This window comes from Teichococcus oryzae (assembly GCF_008386565.1).
GTDB classification, from domain to species: Bacteria; Pseudomonadota; Alphaproteobacteria; order Acetobacterales; family Acetobacteraceae; genus Pseudoroseomonas; species Pseudoroseomonas oryzae.
Window position 1 is genome coordinate 68,147 of sequence record NZ_VUKA01000010.1, and the last position, 19,494, is coordinate 87,640.

17 protein-coding genes are annotated in these 19,494 nt (G+C 69.4%); 6 read left to right on the forward strand and 11 right to left on the reverse strand.

The annotated features are described in order from the left end of the window. Window positions 1–90 precede the first annotated feature (90 nt). From F0Q34_RS21850 to F0Q34_RS16325, 3 genes are all read right to left on the reverse strand, one after another. On the reverse strand, window positions 91–249 hold the full coding sequence (locus F0Q34_RS21850) for a hypothetical protein (RefSeq protein ID WP_161600910.1): 159 nt from the start codon (window positions 247–249) through the stop codon (window positions 91–93). A gap of 412 nt (window positions 250–661) precedes the next feature. Further along, window positions 662–949 carry a substrate-binding domain-containing protein gene (locus F0Q34_RS16320; protein WP_149813306.1) on the reverse strand — a complete coding sequence of 96 codons (288 nt, stop codon included), beginning with the start codon at window positions 947–949 and terminating at the stop codon, window positions 662–664. A gap of 162 nt (window positions 950–1,111) precedes the next feature. Further along, window positions 1,112–1,486: a cupin domain-containing protein gene (locus tag F0Q34_RS16325; RefSeq protein ID WP_149813307.1), complete on the reverse strand. Its 375-nt coding sequence runs from the start codon at window positions 1,484–1,486 to the stop codon at window positions 1,112–1,114. A 147-nt stretch (window positions 1,487–1,633) separates the two neighbouring features. Here F0Q34_RS16325 and F0Q34_RS16330 point away from each other — a divergent pair, with 147 nt between their 5' ends. Together F0Q34_RS16330 and F0Q34_RS16335 are read left to right on the forward strand one after the other, a co-directional pair. Further along, window positions 1,634–3,220, forward strand: coding sequence for an ABC transporter substrate-binding protein (locus F0Q34_RS16330; RefSeq protein ID WP_149813308.1), 1,587 nt, complete (start codon window positions 1,634–1,636; stop codon window positions 3,218–3,220). Window positions 3,221–3,286: 66 nt separating this feature from the next. After that, the gene (locus F0Q34_RS16335) at window positions 3,287–4,705 is read left to right on the forward strand and encodes an amidase (protein WP_149813309.1); all 1,419 of its coding nucleotides are present in this window, start codon (window positions 3,287–3,289) and stop codon (window positions 4,703–4,705) included. A 119-nt stretch (window positions 4,706–4,824) separates the two neighbouring features. On the opposite strand, the gene F0Q34_RS16340 is transcribed toward F0Q34_RS16335, so the two are convergent. The 4 genes from F0Q34_RS16340 to F0Q34_RS16355 are packed head-to-tail and all read right to left on the reverse strand — an operon-like array spanning window position 4,825 to window position 10,010. Further along, on the reverse strand, window positions 4,825–6,816 hold the full coding sequence (locus tag F0Q34_RS16340; RefSeq protein WP_149813310.1) for an aconitase family protein: 1,992 nt from the start codon (window positions 6,814–6,816) through the stop codon (window positions 4,825–4,827). Continuing rightward, complete coding sequence (locus F0Q34_RS16345) at window positions 6,813–8,072, reverse strand: CaiB/BaiF CoA transferase family protein (RefSeq protein ID WP_149813311.1); 1,260 nt, start codon at window positions 8,070–8,072, stop codon at window positions 6,813–6,815. The genes F0Q34_RS16340 and F0Q34_RS16345 overlap by 4 nt, the downstream gene beginning before the upstream one ends. Window positions 8,073–8,083: 11 nt before the next feature. Further along, the gene (locus F0Q34_RS16350; protein ID WP_206668060.1) at window positions 8,084–9,040 is read right to left on the reverse strand and encodes a hydroxymethylglutaryl-CoA lyase; all 957 of its coding nucleotides are present in this window, start codon (window positions 9,038–9,040) and stop codon (window positions 8,084–8,086) included. A gap of 7 nt (window positions 9,041–9,047) precedes the next feature. Continuing rightward, window positions 9,048–10,010 carry a LysR family transcriptional regulator gene (locus tag F0Q34_RS16355; RefSeq protein ID WP_241665537.1) on the reverse strand — a complete coding sequence of 321 codons (963 nt, stop codon included), beginning with the start codon at window positions 10,008–10,010 and terminating at the stop codon, window positions 9,048–9,050. Window positions 10,011–10,166: 156 nt separating this feature from the next. On the opposite strand from F0Q34_RS16355, the gene F0Q34_RS16360 reads away from it, so the two are divergent. Both F0Q34_RS16360 and F0Q34_RS16365 read left to right on the forward strand, forming a co-directional pair. Further along, complete coding sequence (locus tag F0Q34_RS16360; RefSeq protein WP_149813313.1) at window positions 10,167–11,756, forward strand: ABC transporter substrate-binding protein; 1,590 nt, start codon at window positions 10,167–10,169, stop codon at window positions 11,754–11,756. A 73-nt stretch (window positions 11,757–11,829) separates the two neighbouring features. Then, window positions 11,830–12,300, forward strand: coding sequence for a hypothetical protein (locus tag F0Q34_RS16365; RefSeq protein ID WP_161600911.1), 471 nt, complete (start codon window positions 11,830–11,832; stop codon window positions 12,298–12,300). A 26-nt stretch (window positions 12,301–12,326) separates the two neighbouring features. On the opposite strand, the gene F0Q34_RS16370 is transcribed toward F0Q34_RS16365, so the two are convergent. Next, complete coding sequence (locus tag F0Q34_RS16370; protein WP_161600912.1) at window positions 12,327–12,704, reverse strand: LysR substrate-binding domain-containing protein; 378 nt, start codon at window positions 12,702–12,704, stop codon at window positions 12,327–12,329. An 83-nt stretch (window positions 12,705–12,787) separates the two neighbouring features. Here F0Q34_RS16370 and F0Q34_RS16375 point away from each other — a divergent pair, with 83 nt between their 5' ends. Both F0Q34_RS16375 and F0Q34_RS16380 read left to right on the forward strand, forming a co-directional pair. Beyond that, window positions 12,788–13,012 (forward strand): hypothetical protein, encoded by a 225-nt coding sequence (locus tag F0Q34_RS16375; RefSeq protein ID WP_149813316.1) that lies wholly within the window; start codon window positions 12,788–12,790, stop codon window positions 13,010–13,012. A gap of 612 nt (window positions 13,013–13,624) precedes the next feature. Further along, window positions 13,625–15,898 carry a TonB-dependent receptor gene (locus F0Q34_RS16380; RefSeq protein WP_241665533.1) on the forward strand — a complete coding sequence of 758 codons (2,274 nt, stop codon included), beginning with the start codon at window positions 13,625–13,627 and terminating at the stop codon, window positions 15,896–15,898. A 193-nt stretch (window positions 15,899–16,091) separates the two neighbouring features. On the opposite strand, the gene F0Q34_RS16385 is transcribed toward F0Q34_RS16380, so the two are convergent. The 3 genes from F0Q34_RS16385 to F0Q34_RS16395 are packed head-to-tail and all read right to left on the reverse strand — an operon-like array spanning window position 16,092 to window position 19,489. Beyond that, window positions 16,092–16,841: an ABC transporter ATP-binding protein gene (locus F0Q34_RS16385; protein ID WP_161600913.1), complete on the reverse strand. Its 750-nt coding sequence runs from the start codon at window positions 16,839–16,841 to the stop codon at window positions 16,092–16,094. After that, window positions 16,822–18,630, reverse strand: a complete 1,809-nt coding sequence (locus F0Q34_RS16390; RefSeq protein WP_149813318.1) for a branched-chain amino acid ABC transporter ATP-binding protein/permease — start codon at window positions 18,628–18,630, stop codon at window positions 16,822–16,824. The genes F0Q34_RS16385 and F0Q34_RS16390 overlap by 20 nt, the downstream gene beginning before the upstream one ends. 1 nt (window position 18,631) lies before the next feature. Then, on the reverse strand, window positions 18,632–19,489 hold the full coding sequence (locus F0Q34_RS16395) for a branched-chain amino acid ABC transporter permease (RefSeq protein ID WP_149813319.1): 858 nt from the start codon (window positions 19,487–19,489) through the stop codon (window positions 18,632–18,634). Window positions 19,490–19,494 lie beyond the last annotated feature (5 nt).

Genomic DNA, 19,494 nt, shown 5'->3' on the forward strand with positions numbered 1-19,494 from the left:
TGCCCGTCACGGGCTGGGCGGCGGCCTGCCGTTTTCTTTGTCCTCGGCATCGTCAGCCTCAGTTTCAGGAAAGGTCCAGATCGCCACGGCTCAGGTGAAGGCGGCATCCGCATTCAGGACCTGGTTCCATTGCGCGGGTTCCCGCCAGTCTGGCTGAAGGCCCGTGGTCGTATCCTCGTCCTCGGCCTTGTAGCCCTTGGCGAGAATCGCCTTGTTCGGCCCTTCCGCCTTGGCAGCGGCGAGGAACATCGACACCGGCACTCCCCATCTCGGGCCGGCGGGCAGGGCCCCCTCCACCAGCGGGGCTCGGCTCCAGCTGGTGACAGGCCCGATGATCCTCGGAACGCATGCCGGCATCGCCACCTCCCCGGAGACCTGCGGACGCTCGCGGCTCGCGTCACTGCAATCCGCTCGCCGCGATCCCGCGCCATGACGGGGCCATGGACGCGCGGCCATGGAAAGAGCGGGCGAAGCCGGTCGATCTACCGCGATCTCGCTCCGAATTGGAAAGAAACACGGGACCGATCTTATCGGACGGGAGGGCTGATTCGACGTCCGGGTCCTGGTACCGAAGGTGACCGCGTGAAGCGGATGCCGCCGCGGCGACCTCCCTGGGCGCCAGCCATCAGCCCGGCAGCCTGGCCGATCCCCGGATCACGAGCTAGCCGCGCGGCACGGCGGTTTCATAGGGCAGGCCGGGATCCGCGATCCGGCCGGCCAGCAGGTCCAGACCGCGGCGGAGCATGACTGAAACCGGCTGCGCCACGATGGTCAGGTTGTAGATGGCCCGCGCGGATGGTCCGATATCATCGAAGCCGACAACCGACATATCGCCGGGCACGTCCAGCCCGGCCTGCCGCAGCGCGTCCATGAGCCCCATGGCCATGATGTCGTTCACTGCGAAAACGGCATCGGGCCGTTCGCCCCGCCCCAGCGCCCCGATCCGCAGCCCGGCCGGGCCGCAGCGGCTCGTGCCGCTTGGCCGAAATCATGGGGCAGGGGCCGGACGCCTTCGCCGCCTTTCTGGACAATCTGCGAAGCGTGCCGGCCCAGGTGATCCGCACCGGCGGGATCACCTTTTGAAGCCGGGGCCGGCCGGAGCCCGGTGGCTTCAGGCCGTACCCCCATCATGGGGTGGAGATGCCGGCATGTGGACGGCGAGCCAGAGCGTTTCCCGATCCGGGTCCGTCCAGGCCACCCTGTGGCGGCAGAAGGCAGGCAGGATGACGTAGTCCCCCGCCTCCAGCCGGCATTCGCCGCCATCCTGGAAAACCAGCCTGGCGGCACCGGAAACCAGCAGCACGAACTCGTCCCAGCCCTGTTCATACCAGAAATCCGGGCTGCTCGATGCGCCGAGCGAAAGGATGCGCTCGACCCGGGCGCCGCTCGGCGCGGCCAGCAGGTCGAGGAAGCATTCCTCTCCCGGCGAAGGCCTTGGACCGCCCGCGGCCAGCCGTCCGAAGACGGGAGATCCGGTCCGATCCATTCCCATCCTTTCCCTCCAGCCGCCGGCAGCCTTGCGCCAGACCGGCGGCACGGGAAGAAAATTTTTCGGCGGGGCATGGTTGCGCCCTTCCCACGCAACTGCAACTTTCCGCCGGAACACGATGAAGTAAAAGCCGGAGGATAGTTGATGCGTCGACGCTTGCTTCTGCAGGGGGCCGGAACGGCCGCGCTGTCCCTTGCCATGCCGGGTGTCTCGCGCGGCGCCGATGCCCGCACCCTGCGCCATGTTCCGCATGTCGACCTCGCCTTCCTTGACCCGCACTGGACCACGGCCAACGTCACCCGCAACCATGCCTTCATGGTCTTCGACACCCTCTACGGCCAGGACGAGAACTACGCGGCCGCCCCGCAGATGGTCGAAGGCCATGTGGTGGAGAATGACGGCAAGCTTTGGGCGCTGCGCCTGCGGGAGGGGCTGCTCTGGCATGATGGCGAGAAGGTGTTGGCGCGGGACTGCGTCGCCAGCATCCGCCGCTGGGCGCAGCGGGACGCCTTTGGCGGCGCGCTGATGCGCGCGACCGACGAATTGTCGGCGCCCGATGACCGGACCATCCGCTTCCGCCTGAAGAAGCCCTTTCCCCTGCTGCCCGACGCGCTCGGCAAGTCGCCCGTCTACATGCCGGCGATGATGCCCGAGCGCCTGGCCAAGACCGACGCCATGCAGCAGATCACCGAGATCGTCGGCAGCGGCCCGTTCCGCTACAAGATGGATGAGCGGCTGCAGGGCTCGCGCAACGTGTATGAGCGCTTCGCCGGCTACAAGCCGCGCGAGAACGGCACACCGAGCGGCACCGCCGGCCCCAAGGTCGCCTATTTCGACCGGGTCGAATGGACCACTATCCCCGATGCCTCCACCGCCGCCGCGGCGCTGCAATCGGGCGAGCAGGATTGGTGGGAACACGCCAATCACGACCTGCTGCCCGTGCTGCGGCGCAGCCGCAACATCAAGGTGGAGGTGGTGGACCCGGCCGGCATCCTGTCGATGATGCGGCCCAACCATCTCCAGCCGCCTTTCAACAACCCGGAGATCCGCCGCATCGTGATGCGCGCGATCGACCAGGAATCCTACATGCAGGCGATCGTCGGTGACGATCCCTCCATGTACCACACGCCCATCGGCGTGTTCTGCCCGGGCACGCCGATGGCGAGCGATGCGGGGCTGGAGCCGCTGCGCGGGCCGCGCGACTACGACAAGGTCAAGGCCGATCTCAGGGCCGCCGGCTACAAGGGCGAGAAGGTCGTGCTGCTGGTGCCGAGCGACTACGCCGTCATCAAGCCGCTGGGCGATGTCGCGGCCGACATGTTCACCAAGATCGGCATGAACGTCGAATATGTTTCCACCGACTGGGGCACGCTGTTGCAGCGCCGCACCAACAAGGGGCCGGTGGAGCAGGGCGGCTGGAGTGCCTTCGTGACCAACTGGAACGGCACGGACTGGATGACGCCGGCCACGCATATCGCCATGCGCGGCACCGGTGAGGCCGGCTATGCCGGCTGGTCCACCAGCCCGCGCACGGAAGAACTCTATGAGTCCTGGTATGAGGCGGCCGACGATGCCGGGCGGGCCCGGGTCTGCCAGGACATCCAGCGCCAGTGCATGACGGATGTGCCCTTCTATCCGCTGGGCCAGATGCGGCAGCCGAGCGCGTGGCGCAGCAACATCACCGGCGTCCTCGGCGGCTTCGCCAAGTTCTGGAACGTCCGCCCGGCCTGAGCGGCGCCGGCGGAGAAGGCCGCGCGGGCTCCCCGCGCGGCGAAGCACAGGGCGGGAGTGCCTGAATTGGACAAGATCTGCTTTCTGACGGCCGCCGCGCTGGGCCAGCGCTACGCGGCGGGCGACCTGTCGCCGGTGGAGGTGACAGAGCGCCACCTGGCGCGGATCGAGGCGCTGGAGCCGGCGCTGAACGCCTTCCAGCTGGTGGACCGCGACGGCGCGCTCCTGGCCGCCGGGGAGGCCACCGCGCGCTGGCGGCGGGGCGCGGCCCTGAGCCCGCTGGATGGCGTTCCCGTCACCATCAAGGACAATGTGGACATGCGGGGGCTGCCGACCCGCAACGGGTCGCTCACCTCCTCCACCGCGCCCGCCGCCGGGGATGCCCCCGTGGTCGCGCGCCTGCGCGAGGCGGGGGCGGTGTTTCTCGGCAAGACCACCACGCCGGAATTCGCCTGGAAGGGCATCACGGATAGCCCGCTCAAGGGCTTCACGCGCAATCCGTGGGACAGCGGCCGTTCCTCCGGCGGCTCCTCCGGCGGGGCGGCGGCGGCCCTGGCGGCCGGCATCGGCACCATCGCCCATGGCAATGACGCGGGCGGCTCCATCCGCATCCCTGCGAGCTTCTGCGGCGTGTTCGGCATCAAGCCGACCTTCGGGCGGGTGCCGCACCATCCGATGGAAGGCGTCTTCGCGACGGTGAATGCGGGCGGGCCGCTGGCGCGCAGCGTGGCCGACGCGGCGCTGGCATTGCAGGTCATGGCGCGGCCCGACCGCCGCGACTGGTATGCCCTGCCGCAGCCTTCCGAGGATTGGCTGGCCGGGTTGCGCCCGTGCCTGCGGGGCCTGCGCCTGGCCTACGCGCCCGATCTCGGCGAGGTGGAGCCGGACGCGGAGATCCGCGCCTGCGTGGAGCAGGCCATCGCCCGCCTGCGCGAGGCCGGCGCGGAGGTCGAGGAGGTCGGGCCGGTCGTTCCGCCGCTGCGCCCCATCTTCGAGGATTTCTGGATGGCGGGCTTCGCGCATCTGCTGCGGGGCGTGCCGCGAGAGCGTTGGGACGAGCTCGATCCCGGCTTCCGCCGGATCGCCGAACAGGGACTCGATATCAGCGCCGAGCGGCTGCTGGCTGGCGAAGCGGCGCGCGCGCGGCTCCACCGGCACTTCGCGGAGCTGTATGAGCGCCACGACCTGCTGCTCACCCCGACGGCGCCGCATGTCGCGCCGCCCGCCGAGACGGTGTACCATTCCCCGAATTATGACCGCTGGCGCGATGGCGTGGCCTATACGCTGCCCTTCAACCTGACGGGGCAGCCCGCCGCCTCCATCCCCTGCGGCGTGTCGGCTGCGGGCCTGCCCATCGGCCTGCAGGTGGTCGGTCCGAAATACGGCGAGCGGCTGATCCTGGAAGCCTGCATGGCGATCGAGGTCATGCAGGAGCAGGCGCCACATCCGCAGTTGCTGGCAAGGCTGGAAGCAATCGGCCGGTGAAGCCGGCCCGGAACAGGGCCGGCTTCACCGGAAGCCGCTGTTGACCCTTCGTTCTTCCGGACGTCGCAGCAGCAGGGCCATTATTGGCCGACCCTGTTGCGGTCCGCGGTTGGCGCCAGTCAGGAAAGGCTGCGGTCAACCCTGGGGGCGCGCAGCCCTTCCGCCTGAATGCCCGCCGCGCCTTCCTGCAAGCCCTCGAAGGAGATCAGCTCCCCTGCGATCGCACTTGCGGCAACGGTTGGTGGACTGGCCAGCCAGACACCGCCCGGCCCGCCGCGGCCAGGGAAGTTGCGGTTGATGGCGCTGACGGTCACCTGATCAGGGCGGGTGGATGTGCCGGGGCCGCAATTGGCGCAGGCCCCGCAGGCAGGCTGGAGGATCTGGGCGCCCACCTTCCTGAAGGCCTCCAGATATCCCTTGGCCTCGCAATAATCACGCACCGCCACCGTGCCGAACTGGAGATACAGTTCCACGCCCGGCGCCACGCGCATCCCGCGCTCCGCCGCCCAGGCCAGCACCTCGTGATAACGGTCGAAATCCTCCCGCTTGCCGGCGGTGCAGGAACCGCCATAGGCGATGTCGACCCGCACGGGAGCGGCGAGAGCGCCGAGGTCCAGCCCGCGTCCGGGGTCTCCCGGCGCCGCCACCATCGGGGAGAGGCTGGACTGATCCACTGTGATCCAGCCGGCGTAATGCGCGCCCGGATCGCTGCGCATCCAGGGTTCGATCGGGACATCGATGCCGCGCCGCTCACGCAGGAAGCGCCGGGTTTCCTCGTCAGGCTCCACGATACCGCTGAAGCCGCCAAGCTCGGCGGTCATGTTGGTGAGGGTGGTGCGCTCATCCGTGTTCAGCCCCGCGATGCCGGGGCCGCCGAACTCGAAGATCTTGCCCACGCCCTCGCCGGCGCGCAGGGAGGGCAGCGCCAGGAGATGCAGAACCAGGTCCTTTGCCGTGACGCCGCGCGGCAGGCTGCCCTGCAACTCGATCCGCAACACGGCGGGCACGGCGAGCCGGACGGCGCCCGTCGTCATGGCATTCGCCATGTCCGTGGTGCCGACGCCGAAGGCCAGGCAACCCAGCGCGCCGCTGTGCGGCGTGTGGGAATCCGTGCCGGCGATGAGCTGGCCGGGCAGGGCGTATTGCTCCGCCATGAGCGCGTGAGAAATGCCCTCGGAGCCCTCGCCGCCGGGCAGGTAGCCATGATCGCGCAGACCATGCTCGGCGACGAAGGCGCGGTGCGCCTCGGACAGTGCCCGGACCTGCGGCAGCAGACCGCGCGCCACATGGGCGGCGCTGCGATGCGCGTAGGAATAATGGTCCTCGAAGGTGAGGATGCTCTCCGGTTCGCGCAGCGCCAGGGCCTCTCCGAAGGCTTCGCGCAGCATGAAGCGGCACATGGCCGTGTAGATGTCGTGGATGAAGCGGAGATCCGGCCGCACGAAGGCGCTCTGCCCTGGCGCGAGTCCCGTGGCGATGCCGGGAACGGCGAGGGCATGCCGCGCCAGGATCTTCTCGGCCAGGGTCAGCCGCCCCTGCGGCGCCGCCCCTGTCAGCGCGGCCGTACCCAGCCGCTCGCGCCCGTAATTCAGCAGCCCGCCGGCACGCAACACCGCTGCGGCCACGGGGTCGCGATCCGCGACCAGCTCCTCCACCTCGATGGCCTCGCCACGGCGGATGCGCTCGACCAGGCCGAGATCGGTGGAGGTGAAGAGGCCGAGATTGTCGGCATTCTGGCGGTAGATGCGCTCGAAGCTCTCGGCGATGACAAGGCGGATGCCCGCCATGCGTTCCGCCAATGGCGAATGCTCGCGCGAGGAACCCTTGCCGTAGCGCCCCCCCGCGACCGTGACGGAAAAGCCGCCCTGCCGCACCGCGCCCACCCCGACGGGCAGCGCATCGCCGGCCTTCACCCCGGTATAGGCATGATCCGCCAGCCGTTCGTCGAAATAAACGAGGGAAGGCAGGGGGGTGATCTCGTCGGTGGAGACCTCGGCTCTCAGCGGCCCGGCCGAGCGCAGATCCAGATCCCGCCCGCCGAGCTGGTCCGCGATCACGGCAGGATCGGCGGAGAGGATGAGAACCCGGCCGGGCAGGGGCAGCGTGGTCATTCGGCCGCCTGAGGCAGGCTGGTGGAGGCCCAGAGCGTGCCCCCGGCCACCATGGCGTCGATCTCCGCCTCGCTGAGCCCGGCCTCCCGCGCGATATCCGCGCTGTGCTCACCGCTGCGGGGCGGCTGGCGGCGGATGCCCATGCGGCGCCCGTCGAGCGAGATGGGGAGCCCAGGCAGGCCGGCGGCAGGCTGCACCGGCACGCCGCCGGGCGCGCCCTGGGCGCTGGTCAGCTCGGTCTCGAGCAGGCCGCCGGAGGCGCGCAGATGCGGGTCCTCGAAGAGGTCGGCGGGCCGGGCGATGGGCGCGAAAGGCAGGCCCAGCGCCTCGCAGCGCGCCATCAGCGTGGCCTTGGGAAGGCTGCGGAACACAGCCGCCACGCGCGGCAGGTAGCGGGAGCGGTCGGCCACGCGCTTGGACTGGGTGGCCAGCGATGGGTCGGACAGCAGCTCCTCCAGCCCGAAAGCCTCGCAGAAGCCGCGCCACTGCGTCTCCGTCACCACGCCGACAAAGACCTGCTCGCCCGGATCGGCACTGTCGAAGACATCATAGACCGACCAGGGCTTCTGCATCGCGGGGTCGGCGAAGGGCGGCGGGTTGCGGCCGGTGATGGCGGCGCCGGCCATGTGCTGCGCCATCATCACCATGTTGGTCTCGAAGAGGCCGGACTGCACATGGGCACCACGGCCCGTCGCCGCCCGCTCCCGCAGCGCGGCCAGGATGCCGATGACGCCGAAAAGCCCGCCCATGATGTCGTTGACCGAGGCGCCGGCCCGCAGCGGCTGGCCCGGCGGGCCGGTCATGTAGGCGAGGCCGCCCATCATCTGCACCACCTCGTCCAGCGCGGCGCGGTGCTCGTAGGGACCGGGCAGGAAGCCCTTGCAGGAGCAATAGACCAGCCTCGGGTTCAGTGCCGAGAGCGCCTCATAACTCAGGCCCAGCTTGTCCATGGCGCCGGGCCGGAAGTTCTCCACCACCACATCCGCCTGCGCCGCCAGCTTGCGGACGAGCTCCAGGCTGGCCGGCTGCTTCAGGTCCAGGCTGAGGCTGCGCTTGTTGCGGTTGAAGGAGGGGAAGAAGCCGATGGCGGCCCCCATCAGGCGGCGCGTATTGTCGCCATCTGGCCCGGGCTCCACCTTCACCACATCGGCGCCGAGATCGGCCAGCACCATGGCGCAGCTCGGCCCCATGATCATGTGGGTGAATTCCAGCACGCGGATGCCGCTCAGGGGGCCAGGCTTCGTGGTCTCGCTCATGATCGGCTCCGTCAGGCAGCAGCGTGGTGCGCGGGTTGGAAGGTGCGGGGAATGCCGGCTGCGGCCACGCGGCCGGAGAGAGGCTCATCGGGCAGGCCGGCGCGCAGGGGCTCGCGCGCCGCGATCAGGGCCGCAAGGTCGATGCCGGTGTCGAAGCCCTCGGATTCCAGCAGGTAGACGAGGTCCTCGGTGTTGATATTGCCCACCGAGCCGGGGGCGAAGGGGCAGCCGCCCAGCCCGCCCAGCGCGGCGTCGAAGCCGCGCACGCCTTCCTCCAACGCGGCAAGCACATTCGCGAGGCCGGTGCCCATGGTGTCGTGCAGGTGGAGGTTGCCGAAGCGCTCGGCACCGACCACGCCACGCACCGCCCGCACCAGCCGCCGGACCTTGGCCGGGTTGGCATAGCCCAGCGTATCCGCCAGGGCGATGACATCGGCCCCGGCCTCCGCCAGCTCCGCCGCGAGGGCCACCACCTCATCCTCCGGCACCACGCCTTGCAGCGAACAGCCGAAGGCGGTGGAGATGCCGGCCTCGATGCGCGGCGCCGCCCCATCCAGGGAGCGCGCCCAGGCGGTGATGCCGCGGAAGGCTTCCACCTGCTCGGCCCGGCTGCGCCGGACATTGGAGCGGCTATGCGCCTCGCTGGCGGATACCGGGATCACCAGGGTCTGCGCCCCGGCGGCGGCGGCATTCTGCGCCCCGCGCAGGTTAGGGGCGAGCGCCACGGCATGCACCGAAGGGTGGCTCTGGCGCACGGCGCGCACCAGTTCGGCGGCATCGGCCATCTGCGGCATGGCGGCGGAGGGCACGAAGCTCGCCACGTCGATCTCCCGCAGCCCGGCTTCCGCCATGGCGGCGATCCAGCGCAACTTCGCCTCGGTCGGCATGATGGCGCGGCTGTTCTGCAGCCCGTCACGCGGCCCCACCTCGCGCACCAGCACGGCGAGCCTTTCCGGCATATTCCTCATGCCGCCATCATGCCCCCGCAGATCGCGTGGCAGAAGCGCCATTTCGCGGCCCCAGCGTGCGCGGTTGGCGCACGCTGGCTAGGAGGTGGTCCCGCAACAGCCGGGCAGGTGGGGGAAGCGTCTCGGCAGGCCGGGTGACCAGCCGCAGGCTGCGTCGCGCCCAGGCTTCCCGCAGGGGGATCGCCCTCAGCCCGGCCTGTTCAAGCCCATGGCGCACCAGCCCATCCGGCATGATGGTGAGCCCGAGCCCGGCCGCCACGAGGCTGCGCGCCGCATCCGTGCCCACCACATGGAAGCGGAAGGTTAGGCTTCGGCCGAGCTTCCGGGCCTGTTCCTCCAGCAGGAGGGAAAGCGCCCCGCCCTCCTGCACGCCGATGAGGGGGTGGTCCAGCACCTCCGCGAAGCGCAGGCCAGGGCGGGCCTCCAGGGCATGCCCACGCGGCAGGAGGACCACGAGCTGGTCCCGTCGCCAGGGCCAGCTTTGCAGCGGCGCCGGAATCTCCCCCGCGCCGGTGACAAGGCCAAGGTCGGCCCTTCCTTCCATGAGGTCGTGCAGCACGGTGGAGCTGGCTTCCTCGCGCAGTTCCACGCGGATGCCGGGCCGCTCCCCGAGAAAGGCGGCGAGAAGGGGGCCGAGGTCCGGGCCGCCGATCACGGAGGAGGTGGCATGGAGGCGGACATGCCCCTGCCCCCCGGCGGCGAAGGCCCGCAGGTCATCCGCCATGCGCGCCGAAAGGTCGAATAAGGCCCGCGCATGCTGCGCGACCGCCTCGCCCGCCACGGTCGGGCGCACGCCACGCGCGCCCCGCTGGAGCAGAGGCAGCCCACAGGCCTCCTCCAGCAGGCGGATGCGCTTGGCGGCCGCCGAGCTGGCGATGCCGCAGCGCAGCGCGGCACGGGTGATGCTGCCCAGTTCCACCGCCGCCAGGAACAGCCGCAGCGTCACCCAATCCGCCTGAACACCCTGCATCACCCTTTGCCACCCCTTCCGCTGCCGTGCCGGATCATGCGCCGAGGCGGCGGGGGCCGGGAAGCCGGGCTTGGCGCCCGCCGGCAGCCTGCTCTAGATGGGGGCCGGTTTATGGAATTGGCCGGTCGGCCTGGGCCGGCGGCAGGAGGAAGCGCAATGAAGAGGCGTCAGTTTATGTTGGCCGGTGCCGGCCTGGGCGCCGGAATGCTGTCCGCGCCGCGCCTTTCCCTCGCCCAGGGCCGTACGGTGCTGCGGGTCATCCCGCAGGCGGACCTGGCGGTGCTGGACCCCGGCATCACCACTGCGACCGTGACCCGCAACCATGGCTTCATGGTCTTCGACACGCTCTACGGCATGAACGCGGCCGGCGAGCCGGTGCCGGAGATGGTGGGCGCGCAGGAGGTCTCCGAGGACGGCAAGACCTGGACCCTGCGCCTGCGCGAGGGCCTGCGCTTCCACGATGGCGAGCCGGTGCGGGCCGAGGATTGCGTGGCCAGCCTGCGGCGCTGGGCCCGCCGGGACCCCTTCGGCAAGACGCTGATGGCGGTGACGGACGAGCTCTCGGCCGTGGATGACCGCACGCTCCGCTTCCGCCTGAAGCGCGCCTTCCCGCTGCTGCCCCAGGCCCTGGCCAAGACGACGCCCTACACGCCCTTCATCATGCCGGCGCGGATCCTGCCGGCTGATCCGAATGCCGCCATCACCGAGATGGTCGGCTCCGGCCCCTTCCGCTTCCTGCCGGAGGAGCGGCTTCCGGGCGCGCGGGTGGCCTATTCCCGGTTCGATGGCTATGTCCCGCGCGGCGAAGGCACGCCGGGGATTTCCGCCGGCCCGAAGGTGGTCCATGTCGAGCGTGTCGAGTGGAACATCGTCCCCGATGCCTCGACCGCCCAGGCCGCGATGCAGCAGGGCGAGATGGATTGGTGGGAAAGGCCGATCCCCGACCTGCTCCCCCTCCTGCGCCGCGACCGTTCCCTGAAGGTGGAGATCACCAACCGGTCGGGCACGATGGCCTTTCTGCAGTTCAACCATCTCCACCCGCCCTTCAACAATGTGGCGATCCGCCGGCTGGTCCTCTCGGCCATCAACCAGGACGACTATGCCGCGGCGATGGGCGGTTCCGACACGTCCCTCCAGGGCGGCAAGGTCGGCATCTTCCTGCCGGGCGGCCCCATGGCCACCGAGGCGGGGCTGGAGGCGATGGCCCGGCGCACCGATTTCGACCAGCTTCGCCGCGAGCTGGCCGAGGCCGGCTACAAGAACGAGCCGGTGGTGATGCTGGTCGGCACCGACAGCCCGGTGAACAACGCGGCGAGCGAGGTAACGGCCGACCTGCTGCGCAAGATGGGCTTCAACGTCGATTACCGTGCCATGGACTGGGGCAGCGTGGTGCAGCGCCGCACCAGCCAGCAGCCGCCGGACAAGGGCGGTTGGAATCTTTTCGCCGTCAGCGCCGATGGCGATTATTTCGTCGACCCGACGGTGGTGCCCTCCATCCGCGCCAATGGCAAGGATGCCTGGATCGGCTGGCCGGACAGCCCGGCGATCGAGGCCCTGTACCGCGACTGGTTCCTGGCGCCCGGCCAGGAGCAGCGAAAGGCCATCGCGCGTGACCTGCAGCTGCAGACGCTGAAGGACGTGACCTGGATTCCGGTGGGGCAGGTGTTCCTGCCCACCGTGCTCCGGCAGAATGTTTCCGGGGTGCTGCCGGGCTTCATCAAGTTCTGGAACGTCCGGAAATCCTAGGCAGTGAACCGGTTGCCGGCCAGCGGGAGGAACGCGATGAAACGTAACGCCGCTGGCGGGCTGCTTTGCGCCCTTGCGCTTGCCGGATGCACAGCCTCCGACGGCGCGCCCGGCATCCCGGCTCGCGCCGAACCTGATCCTGGCGCGCTGGCTCGTGCAATTGCCGGACATGCCCGCCGAGCGCGTGTCGGATTGCGATTTCCTGGCGGGAGCCTATGACTATGCCCGCGCGGCCCGCCTTATGGGAGCGCTGCGGCTGAGCGAGGGCCGGTTGTCCGGCCCCGGGCCGTTCCTGCTCATGGTCATACCCGATGACGGCGGCATCCACGTCGCCGGCCTGGACATCTCCCGTCATGCCTTGGGGGACTTCAACCGCTTCATCGATGCCTGGGGCAGCGCATCGCGGACAACGCAGGAGCAGGTAAGCCAGGCGCCCGACCAGCCGGGGCTGGCGAGAAGCATCGTCAACCTGATCTCCGCCATCCTGCGGACTGCCGGAGGCGGCGTGGCGGGATTGATCCAGGGAGGGGTGAGCACCCCCTGAAGGCCTTCCTCGCGAGGAACCGTTTCTCAGGCATTGCCGCCGAACAGCGCCTGATCCGCCGCGACAACCTGGGGCAGGTCATCAATGAGGACGCGCAGGCGGGCCAGGCCGCATTGTTCCCGATGGGTCACCAGGAACAGGCTTTCCAAGGGCGCGGGAGAAGGCGGCATGATCTCATTGAGGCCGGGGGCGCCAAGCCCGACATAGCGTGGCAGGGCGGCGATCCCCATCCCCGCCATCGCCGCAGCGCGGAGCGCCAGCGTGGTGCTGAGCCGCAGCGCAGGGCAGCGGCGCGGAAACAGCCCATGGATCCACTGGATCTCGGGGAGCTCCTCGTGCTCCTCGATGACGGACAGGAAAGGCAGGTTTCCGTCCAGCCCGGATAGCGCCGCCGCCCGCGCCAACGGCGGCGCCGCGTCGAGGCGCCGCGCGACCGTGCTGTGCGCGACGCGCAGCTGGCGGGCGGCCCCGCCACCTTCGCATCGTGATGATCGCGGGCGCGGTCGTCCTGCGGGACGGCGCGCCCACCCGCATCGATCAGGCGGCGGCCCTTGAGGAGCTTGCGGCGCGGATGCGCGTCCCGCTGACCGTGCCGGAAAAGTGCAATCACCGCATCGGCCTGGTCACGGCGGAGCATGCCAGGGCCGTTTGCGCAGATGACGAGGAAGCCGCCCTCGGCGAACCCTTCCACGGCGGCACCGCGCGCGACTGACCATGCCGCGCACGGTGATGGGCGCGGCCATTCAACGAGCCGGCGGCAACAAGAAGACCAGGGAACGCGACACGCGGCCTCATCCAGTATGGAGCAGGACGACGATGAACAAGACGATGATCATGGGAGCGCTGGCGGCGATGCTGGCGATGGCGCAGCCCGCCCGCAGATCGAAGGAAGATCACTGGGGCCGGATTTCACGGTCGTGCCGGAACATTCCCTTATGGATCGCCGCCCGAAGGGTGTCCTCACGGCGGCACGGGCGCCATCGTTTGCTTTCGGGCATGACCGCGCATCCTGGGATGTGCGCATCGCGGAACAACAGGAGCCCGCCGAACTCCACGGGTCGGCTTCGAGGAACGCGGTTCACCAAGCCCAACCTGGAACCTGCCGGGCCTCGGCGTTCGCAAAGGGCGTTCGCCTTTCCCCGGCCACATGCATCCAGAACACGCACCGCCTTGAACCTCGACGGGCCACCTCCGGCCGGTTGAGCGATCCTGGTTTTCCAGGCCGGGGACTGCGTCCAGCCATCTTGTCCGATGTTCGCGCATGATGCTAATGAGAACCATTCTCATTTTGTATATATCCTGAATCATCAATGAGGCTGCCGCGATGACTCGAACCAACTGCCGGGCCAGTGCATGGCCGGTTGCCCATCATGGCGACCACGCCAGCGACCCGGCTGGAATGCCGGCCGGAGCCGGCTCCGATGCATTGACCAGGCATGCGGCCGGAGCCGTGCTGCTCCTCGGCCTTTCCCTCGCGCCGGTCGCTCACGCGCAGCAGGCGGCGGGGCCTGATGCCGCGCCGCCAACAAGGGGAACCGGCGCCATGCCCGGCGTGGTCACCTTGCCAGCCGTGGATGTCACCGCTGACGCCGTGCCCGCGGCATTGCCGCCGCCTTATGCCGGCGGCCAGGTGGCACAAGGCGGGTCGCTGGGCTTGCTTGGGGGGAGGAGCGTGATGGACTCGCCCTTCAGCACGACCAGCTACACCTCCCAGCTGATCGAGGATCAGCAGGGGCGCACCGCGGCCGACACGCTGATCAACGATTCCTCCGTCCGCCTCACGACCGGCAGCAACGGCTTCGACGACACCTTCCAGATCCGCGGCTTCCAGGTCGGCAGCCAGGATGTCGGCCTGAACGGGCTGTACGGCCTGCTTTCCTCGAACCGCGCCCAGGCGCAGTATATCGAGCGGATTGAACTGCTGCGCGGTCCCGGCGCCCTGATCAATGGCATCGCGCCCGGCGGCAGCATTGGCGGCGGCATCAACATCATCACCAAGCGGGCTGGCGACCTGCCCCTGACCCGCCTGACGCCCACCTTCATGAGCGACGGCAATTTCGGCATCCATGCCGATGTGGCGCGCCGCTACGGCGCGAACAACGAGTGGGGCGTGCGCTTCAACGGCCTGTATCGCGACGGCGAGGCCTCGATCGAGGATGGCAACCTGCGCAGCGGCCTCGCCGCGCTGGGGCTGGACTACCGCGGGGACCGGCTGCGCTGGTCGGCCGATGGCATCTTCCAGCGCGACGACACGAAGAACTTCCGTCCGCAGCTCACCCTTTCCCCCACCATCCCCTACATCCCATCCCCGCCAGACGCGCGCGGCAACTGGTACCCCGGGACCAATCTGCGCCAGCAGGACAGCACGGTCGCCACGCGCGTCGAGTATGACGTGACGGACTGGATGACCGCCTACGCCGCCTTCGGCTACCGCGACGGATGGAACGAGCAGACCTTTCCCGATTCCCGCCCAGGGGGCGCCGACGCGCTCGGCAATTTCAGGGTCACCAACGCTTATTACGATTCCTACAGCGAGACTTTGAGCGGGACCGTCGGGGCGAATTTCCGGTTCAACACACTGGGCGTCGGTCATACCCTCAATATCGGCTATTCGGGCCTCCAGCAGGAGGCAGGAAATGCTTATGTCGCCTCGGCCATCAGCTATCCCTCGAACATCTACCGCCCATCCCCGCTTCCGCCCGTCACCGCCGCGCGCACCGATCCGCGGCGGGCTTCCGTGACGGAGTTCTCAAGTTTCGCACTGGCCGACACGCTGTCCTTCCTGGATGACCGGGTGCTGCTGACCGGCGGCGTGCGATTCCAGAACGTGGTCGTCAACAGCTACAGCACGGTGGATGGCGCGCGGACGAGCCGGTACGACGCCGATGCGACGACGCCGCTCTTCGGGCTGGTGGTGAAGCCCTGGCAGAACGTCTCCCTCTACGCGAATTACGCCCAGGGCCTGACCCGCGGCCAGATCGTCGGTGCCGGCTACAGGAACACCGGGGACATTCTTGCCCCCTACAAGTCTGAGCAATATGAGGCGGGCGTGAGAGTGGACTGGGGCCGGATCACCACCGCCGCCTCGGTGTTCCAGATCACGCGGCCGAACGCCGTCCGCACGGCCGATGAGACCCTCGCCTATGATGGCGAGCAGCGGAACCGGGGCCTGGAGCTTTCGGCCTATGGCGAGGTCCTGCCCGGGCTGCGCGGCCTGGCCAGCGTGACCTTCCTGAAGCCCGAGCTGACCAGCCCCACCAACCCCGAGGAGCGTGGCAACGACGCGCAGGGTGTGCCGGACAGGACCTTCTCCGGCGCCCTCGACTGGGACGTGCCGGGCGTGCGCGGCCTCGCCCTCAATGGCCGCGTGATCTATACTTCAGGGGCCTACCTGACCACCGCCAACACCCTGCGCTTCGATGGCTGGACGCGGGTGGATTTCGGCGCCCGCTACAGGACGGAGATCGCCAACAAGCCGGTCACGCTGCGGGCCAGCCTGGAGAACGCGTTCGGGGAGGATTACTGGCTCACAACCGGCAATTTCGTCACCGTGGGCGCCCCGCGAACTGTTCTTGTTTCGGCCTCCTTCGACTTCTAGCTTCGCCACTCTGACGGCAGCAACCCGGCTTCCCGTACGAACCTGCGCATCCCGCCGGTTCTCGACGCGCTGAGCCGCGCTGCTGCCGGTCGCGGCCTTTGCGGCATGGCTGGCCCGGTGGGCCTGGCCGGAGCCGGGCCGCGCCGGTACCCCTGTTCGCCAGCCGCTCACACCAGAAGACGTTGGGGCCGCATCACGCTTCCAGCGGCGACACGGCATCGTCTCCGAAATAAGCGCGCTCCAGGCGCCGCGGCAGATCCGCTTCGCTGGTGGCGGCCTCCAGCACGATGCGGCCCTGGGCCAGGGCATAGACCCGGTCGGCGGCACCCAGCGCCTTCTCGATCAGCTGCTCAACCAGCAGCACCGCCGTGCCCCGGGCCTGCAGCTCGCGGACGACGTTGAGCACGCGGTCCACCAGAACCGGGGACAGGCCGGCGGAAGGCTCGTCCAGCATCAGCAGCCGGGGGCGGCGCACCAATCCCTGGGCGACGGCCAGCATCTGCTGCTGCCCGCCGCTGAGGGCGCCGCCCTTTTCATGCCGCTTGGCCGCGATCTCCGGGAAGAAGGACAAGGCCTCCTCGACACGCGCCATGCGCTCCGCGCGTGGAAGATCATAGCCCGCCAGCAGCAGATTGTCGGTGACGGAGATCTGGGTGAACACCCGGTGCCCCTCGATCACATGGACAAGCCCGGCCTGCGCCGCCTCGCGCGGGCCGACGCCGCGCAGCTCCAGCCCACCGAACCGTGCGCTGCCGCCGCTCCAGGGCAGCAGACCCGACAAGGCGCGCAGCAGGCTGGTCTTGCCGGCGCCATTGGGGCCAAGCAGGGTCACCACCTCGCCGGCGGCGATGTGCAGATCGACGCCATGCAGGACCCCGATCTTGCCATAGCCGGCTTCCAGGCCGCGGACGGTGAGCAAAGCCTCAGGCGCCGAGATAGGCACTGACAACCTCCTTGTGAACGCGGATCTCCGCAGGGGTCCCGCTGGCCAGCACCCGCCCCAGATTGAGCACGGTGACGTGGTCGCAGATGTCGAAGATCAGGTCGGCATGGTGCTCGACCAGCAGCACACCCGTGCCTTGCCGGCTGATGGCCTGGATCAGGCTGCCCAACCGCTTGATCTCCTCGGATGACAGCCCGGCGGCGGGCTCGTCCAGCAGAAGGTAGGCCGGGCGCAGCATCAGGGCGCGGGCGATTTCGACAAAGCGCAGCTCGCTGTGCTGCAGGCGGTCGGCGCGGGCACTGGCCAGCATCTCCAGCCCCACCGCTTCCAGCGCCAGCCGCGCCGCCTGTTCCAGATGGCGTTCGTCGCGGTGGTGGCGCGGCAGGGCGAGCAGGGTTTCCAGAAAGGTCGCCCGGCCATCGATGGTGCCGCCGATCATGACGTTCTGCAGCACCGTGGCCTCGCCGATGATGCGCGGCGTCTGGAAGGTGCGGGCGATGCCGAAGGCGGCGCGCGCCTGCGGCCGCCCGGACACCAGTGGATCATCCCCCAGTGTCATCCGCCCCTGCTGCGGCTGGTAATAGCCGGAGACCACATTAAGCGTGGTGGTCTTGCCGCTGCCATTGGGGCCGATCAGGCCATGCACCTCACCCGGCGCGACCTCCAGATCGACGCCGTCGATGGCGCGCACCCCGCCGAAGGCCAGCATGATGTTATCCAGCCGCAGGCGACCTGGCGCCGGGCGGCGCCGCATCAGCGTCTCCAGCGCGGCGGGGCGCGGCAGGATCGCGCGGTTGGCGGGAAGCGGGCGGCGGCTGGCGAAATCCAGCAGGGCCGCGATGCCGCCGGGCATGGCCAGCACGATCACGAGCAGCAGGACCGCATAAAGGAAGGTGGACCATGCGGCGAGCGGTGCTGCGATCTCCGGCAGCAGCGTGAGCAGAATGGTACCAAGCAGAGGCCCGAGGATCGAGCCGCGCCCGCCGATCAGGATGGCGATGAAGAACAGCAGCGACAATTCGAAGGTGAAGGCTTCCGGCGTGATATAGGTCTGCAGCCCGGCGAAAAGGCCGCCCGCCACGGCCGCCATGGCGCCGGCGAAGATGAAGACGCTGACGAGCAGGGCCGGCTTCGAGATGCCGGTGGCTTCGGCTGCCACCTCGGCGTCGCGGATGGCGATCAGGGCGCGGCCGAACCGGCTGCGGGCGATGTTGCCGGTGGCCCAGGTGCACAGGACGGCGATGCCGAGGCAGAAGTAATAGAAGCCCCAGGCGGTGTCGAAGGGCGCCGGCATCTGCGGCCCGGTGATGCCGATGCCGCCGCCCGTCACATCCTGCCAGGCCAGCGCGATCTGGGTGACGATGGTGGCGAAGCCCAGCGTGGTCATCGCGAAGTAGAAGGTGCGCAGCCGCAGGGCGGGCAGGCCCACCACCACGCCGAACACCGCGCCCACCACCGCGGCGCAGCCCAGCGCCGCGAAGGCGGGCAGCGGCGGCAGCACATTGCCCGTGGCCAGAACGCTGGTGGTGTAGGCGCCGAGTGTCAGCAGCGCGACATAGCCGATGGCGAGCTGCCCGGCGAAGCCCACGATCAGGTTGAGGCCGGCCACCAGCACCCAGTAGATCGCGGCGCGCGTCGCGATCATGGCCCAGTACTCATTGCCCGTCAGCGGCAGGAGCAACGCCAGGGCGAGCAGGCCGAGGAAGGGAAGGAGGGCCGTGGGCAGGGCCTGGGGGCGGAGGGCGGCACGCCCCCCGGGCAGGGCGAGGTGGTCCTTGGCGGCGTCCATCTCACACCCTCCGGGTCGATGGCGAGCCGAACAGGCCTTGCGGCGCGACCAGCAGGATGGCGATGAACATCGTGAACACCATGACAGAGGAGAAGATGCCGCCCACGGTGAAGTTCGCCGCCTGCTGGAACAGGCCGAGCGCCAGCCCGCCGATGACGGCGCCGCGGTTGTTGCCGAGGCCGCCGAGCGCCACGGGAATGAAGCCGTAGAAGTTCAGCAGCGGGCCATTGGCGAAGAAGGCGAGCAGGAGCTGGCCGCCGGAAAAGCCTGCCAGCGCGCCGACCGCGCCCGCCAGGGCATAGCTGGCGATCCGCAGGTTCCGCTCCGGCAGCCCGAGGGCGCAAGCGGCGAAATTGTCCTCCGCCACGGCGATGAAGGCGCGCCCCACCAGCGTCCGGCGATAGAGATATTCGAGGCCAAAGATGGTCACGGCGCAGGTGGCCACGGGCAGCCAGTATTTCTCGTCCCCCATGCCGGAGCCGAGATCGAGCAGGCGCGGGAAGGGGCGCGGCTCCGTACCCCACCCGAGGGCCGTGAGCTGCTGGATGATCAGCGCCACGGCCAGGGTGGAGAGGACATAAAGGTGCTGGTCCAAGCTTTTCAGCACCGGCCGCACGGCGACGAACTCGGTCGCGACGCCGATCAACGCGCAGGCGGCCAGTGTCAGCGGCAGGGCCAGAACCAGGGGCAGGTCCAGCTCCAACATGAACAGCGAGCCGAGGACGCCGCCGAGCATGCCGAGCTGCCCGGCGGTGAAGCTCATCACGCGCGAGGTGGCGAACATGGTATTGTAGGTGATGCCGATGAGCGCGTAGACCGCGCCCACCGCGAGGCCCGAGGCCAGGATGGAAGCCAGCATGATGC

Bases quoted from the DNA above. Each gene is read 5' to 3' on its own strand.
- F0Q34_RS21850 (WP_161600910.1), bottom strand. From the start codon at position 249: ATGTTCCTCGCCGCTGCCAAGGCGGAAGGGCCGAACAAGGCGATTCTC.
- F0Q34_RS16325 (WP_149813307.1), bottom strand. From the start codon at position 1,486: ATGGATCGGACCGGATCTCCCGTCTTCGGACGGCTGGCCGCGGGCGGT.
- F0Q34_RS16330 (WP_149813308.1), top strand. From the start codon at position 1,634: ATGCGTCGACGCTTGCTTCTGCAGGGGGCCGGAACGGCCGCGCTGTCC.
- F0Q34_RS16340 (WP_149813310.1), bottom strand. From the start codon at position 6,816: ATGACCACGCTGCCCCTGCCCGGCCGGGTTCTCATCCTCTCCGCCGAT.
- F0Q34_RS16345 (WP_149813311.1), bottom strand. From the start codon at position 8,072: ATGAGCGAGACCACGAAGCCTGGCCCCCTGAGCGGCATCCGCGTGCTG.
- F0Q34_RS16350 (WP_206668060.1), bottom strand. From the start codon at position 9,040: ATGAGGAATATGCCGGAAAGGCTCGCCGTGCTGGTGCGCGAGGTGGGG.
- F0Q34_RS16355 (WP_241665537.1), bottom strand. From the start codon at position 10,010: ATGCAGGGTGTTCAGGCGGATTGGGTGACGCTGCGGCTGTTCCTGGCG.
- F0Q34_RS16360 (WP_149813313.1), top strand. From the start codon at position 10,167: ATGAAGAGGCGTCAGTTTATGTTGGCCGGTGCCGGCCTGGGCGCCGGA.
- F0Q34_RS16375 (WP_149813316.1), top strand. From the start codon at position 12,788: ATGATCGCGGGCGCGGTCGTCCTGCGGGACGGCGCGCCCACCCGCATC.
- F0Q34_RS16380 (WP_241665533.1), top strand. From the start codon at position 13,625: ATGACTCGAACCAACTGCCGGGCCAGTGCATGGCCGGTTGCCCATCAT.
- F0Q34_RS16390 (WP_149813318.1), bottom strand. From the start codon at position 18,630: ATGGACGCCGCCAAGGACCACCTCGCCCTGCCCGGGGGGCGTGCCGCC.
- F0Q34_RS16395 (WP_149813319.1), bottom strand. From the start codon at position 19,489: ATGCTGGCTTCCATCCTGGCCTCGGGCCTCGCGGTGGGCGCGGTCTAC.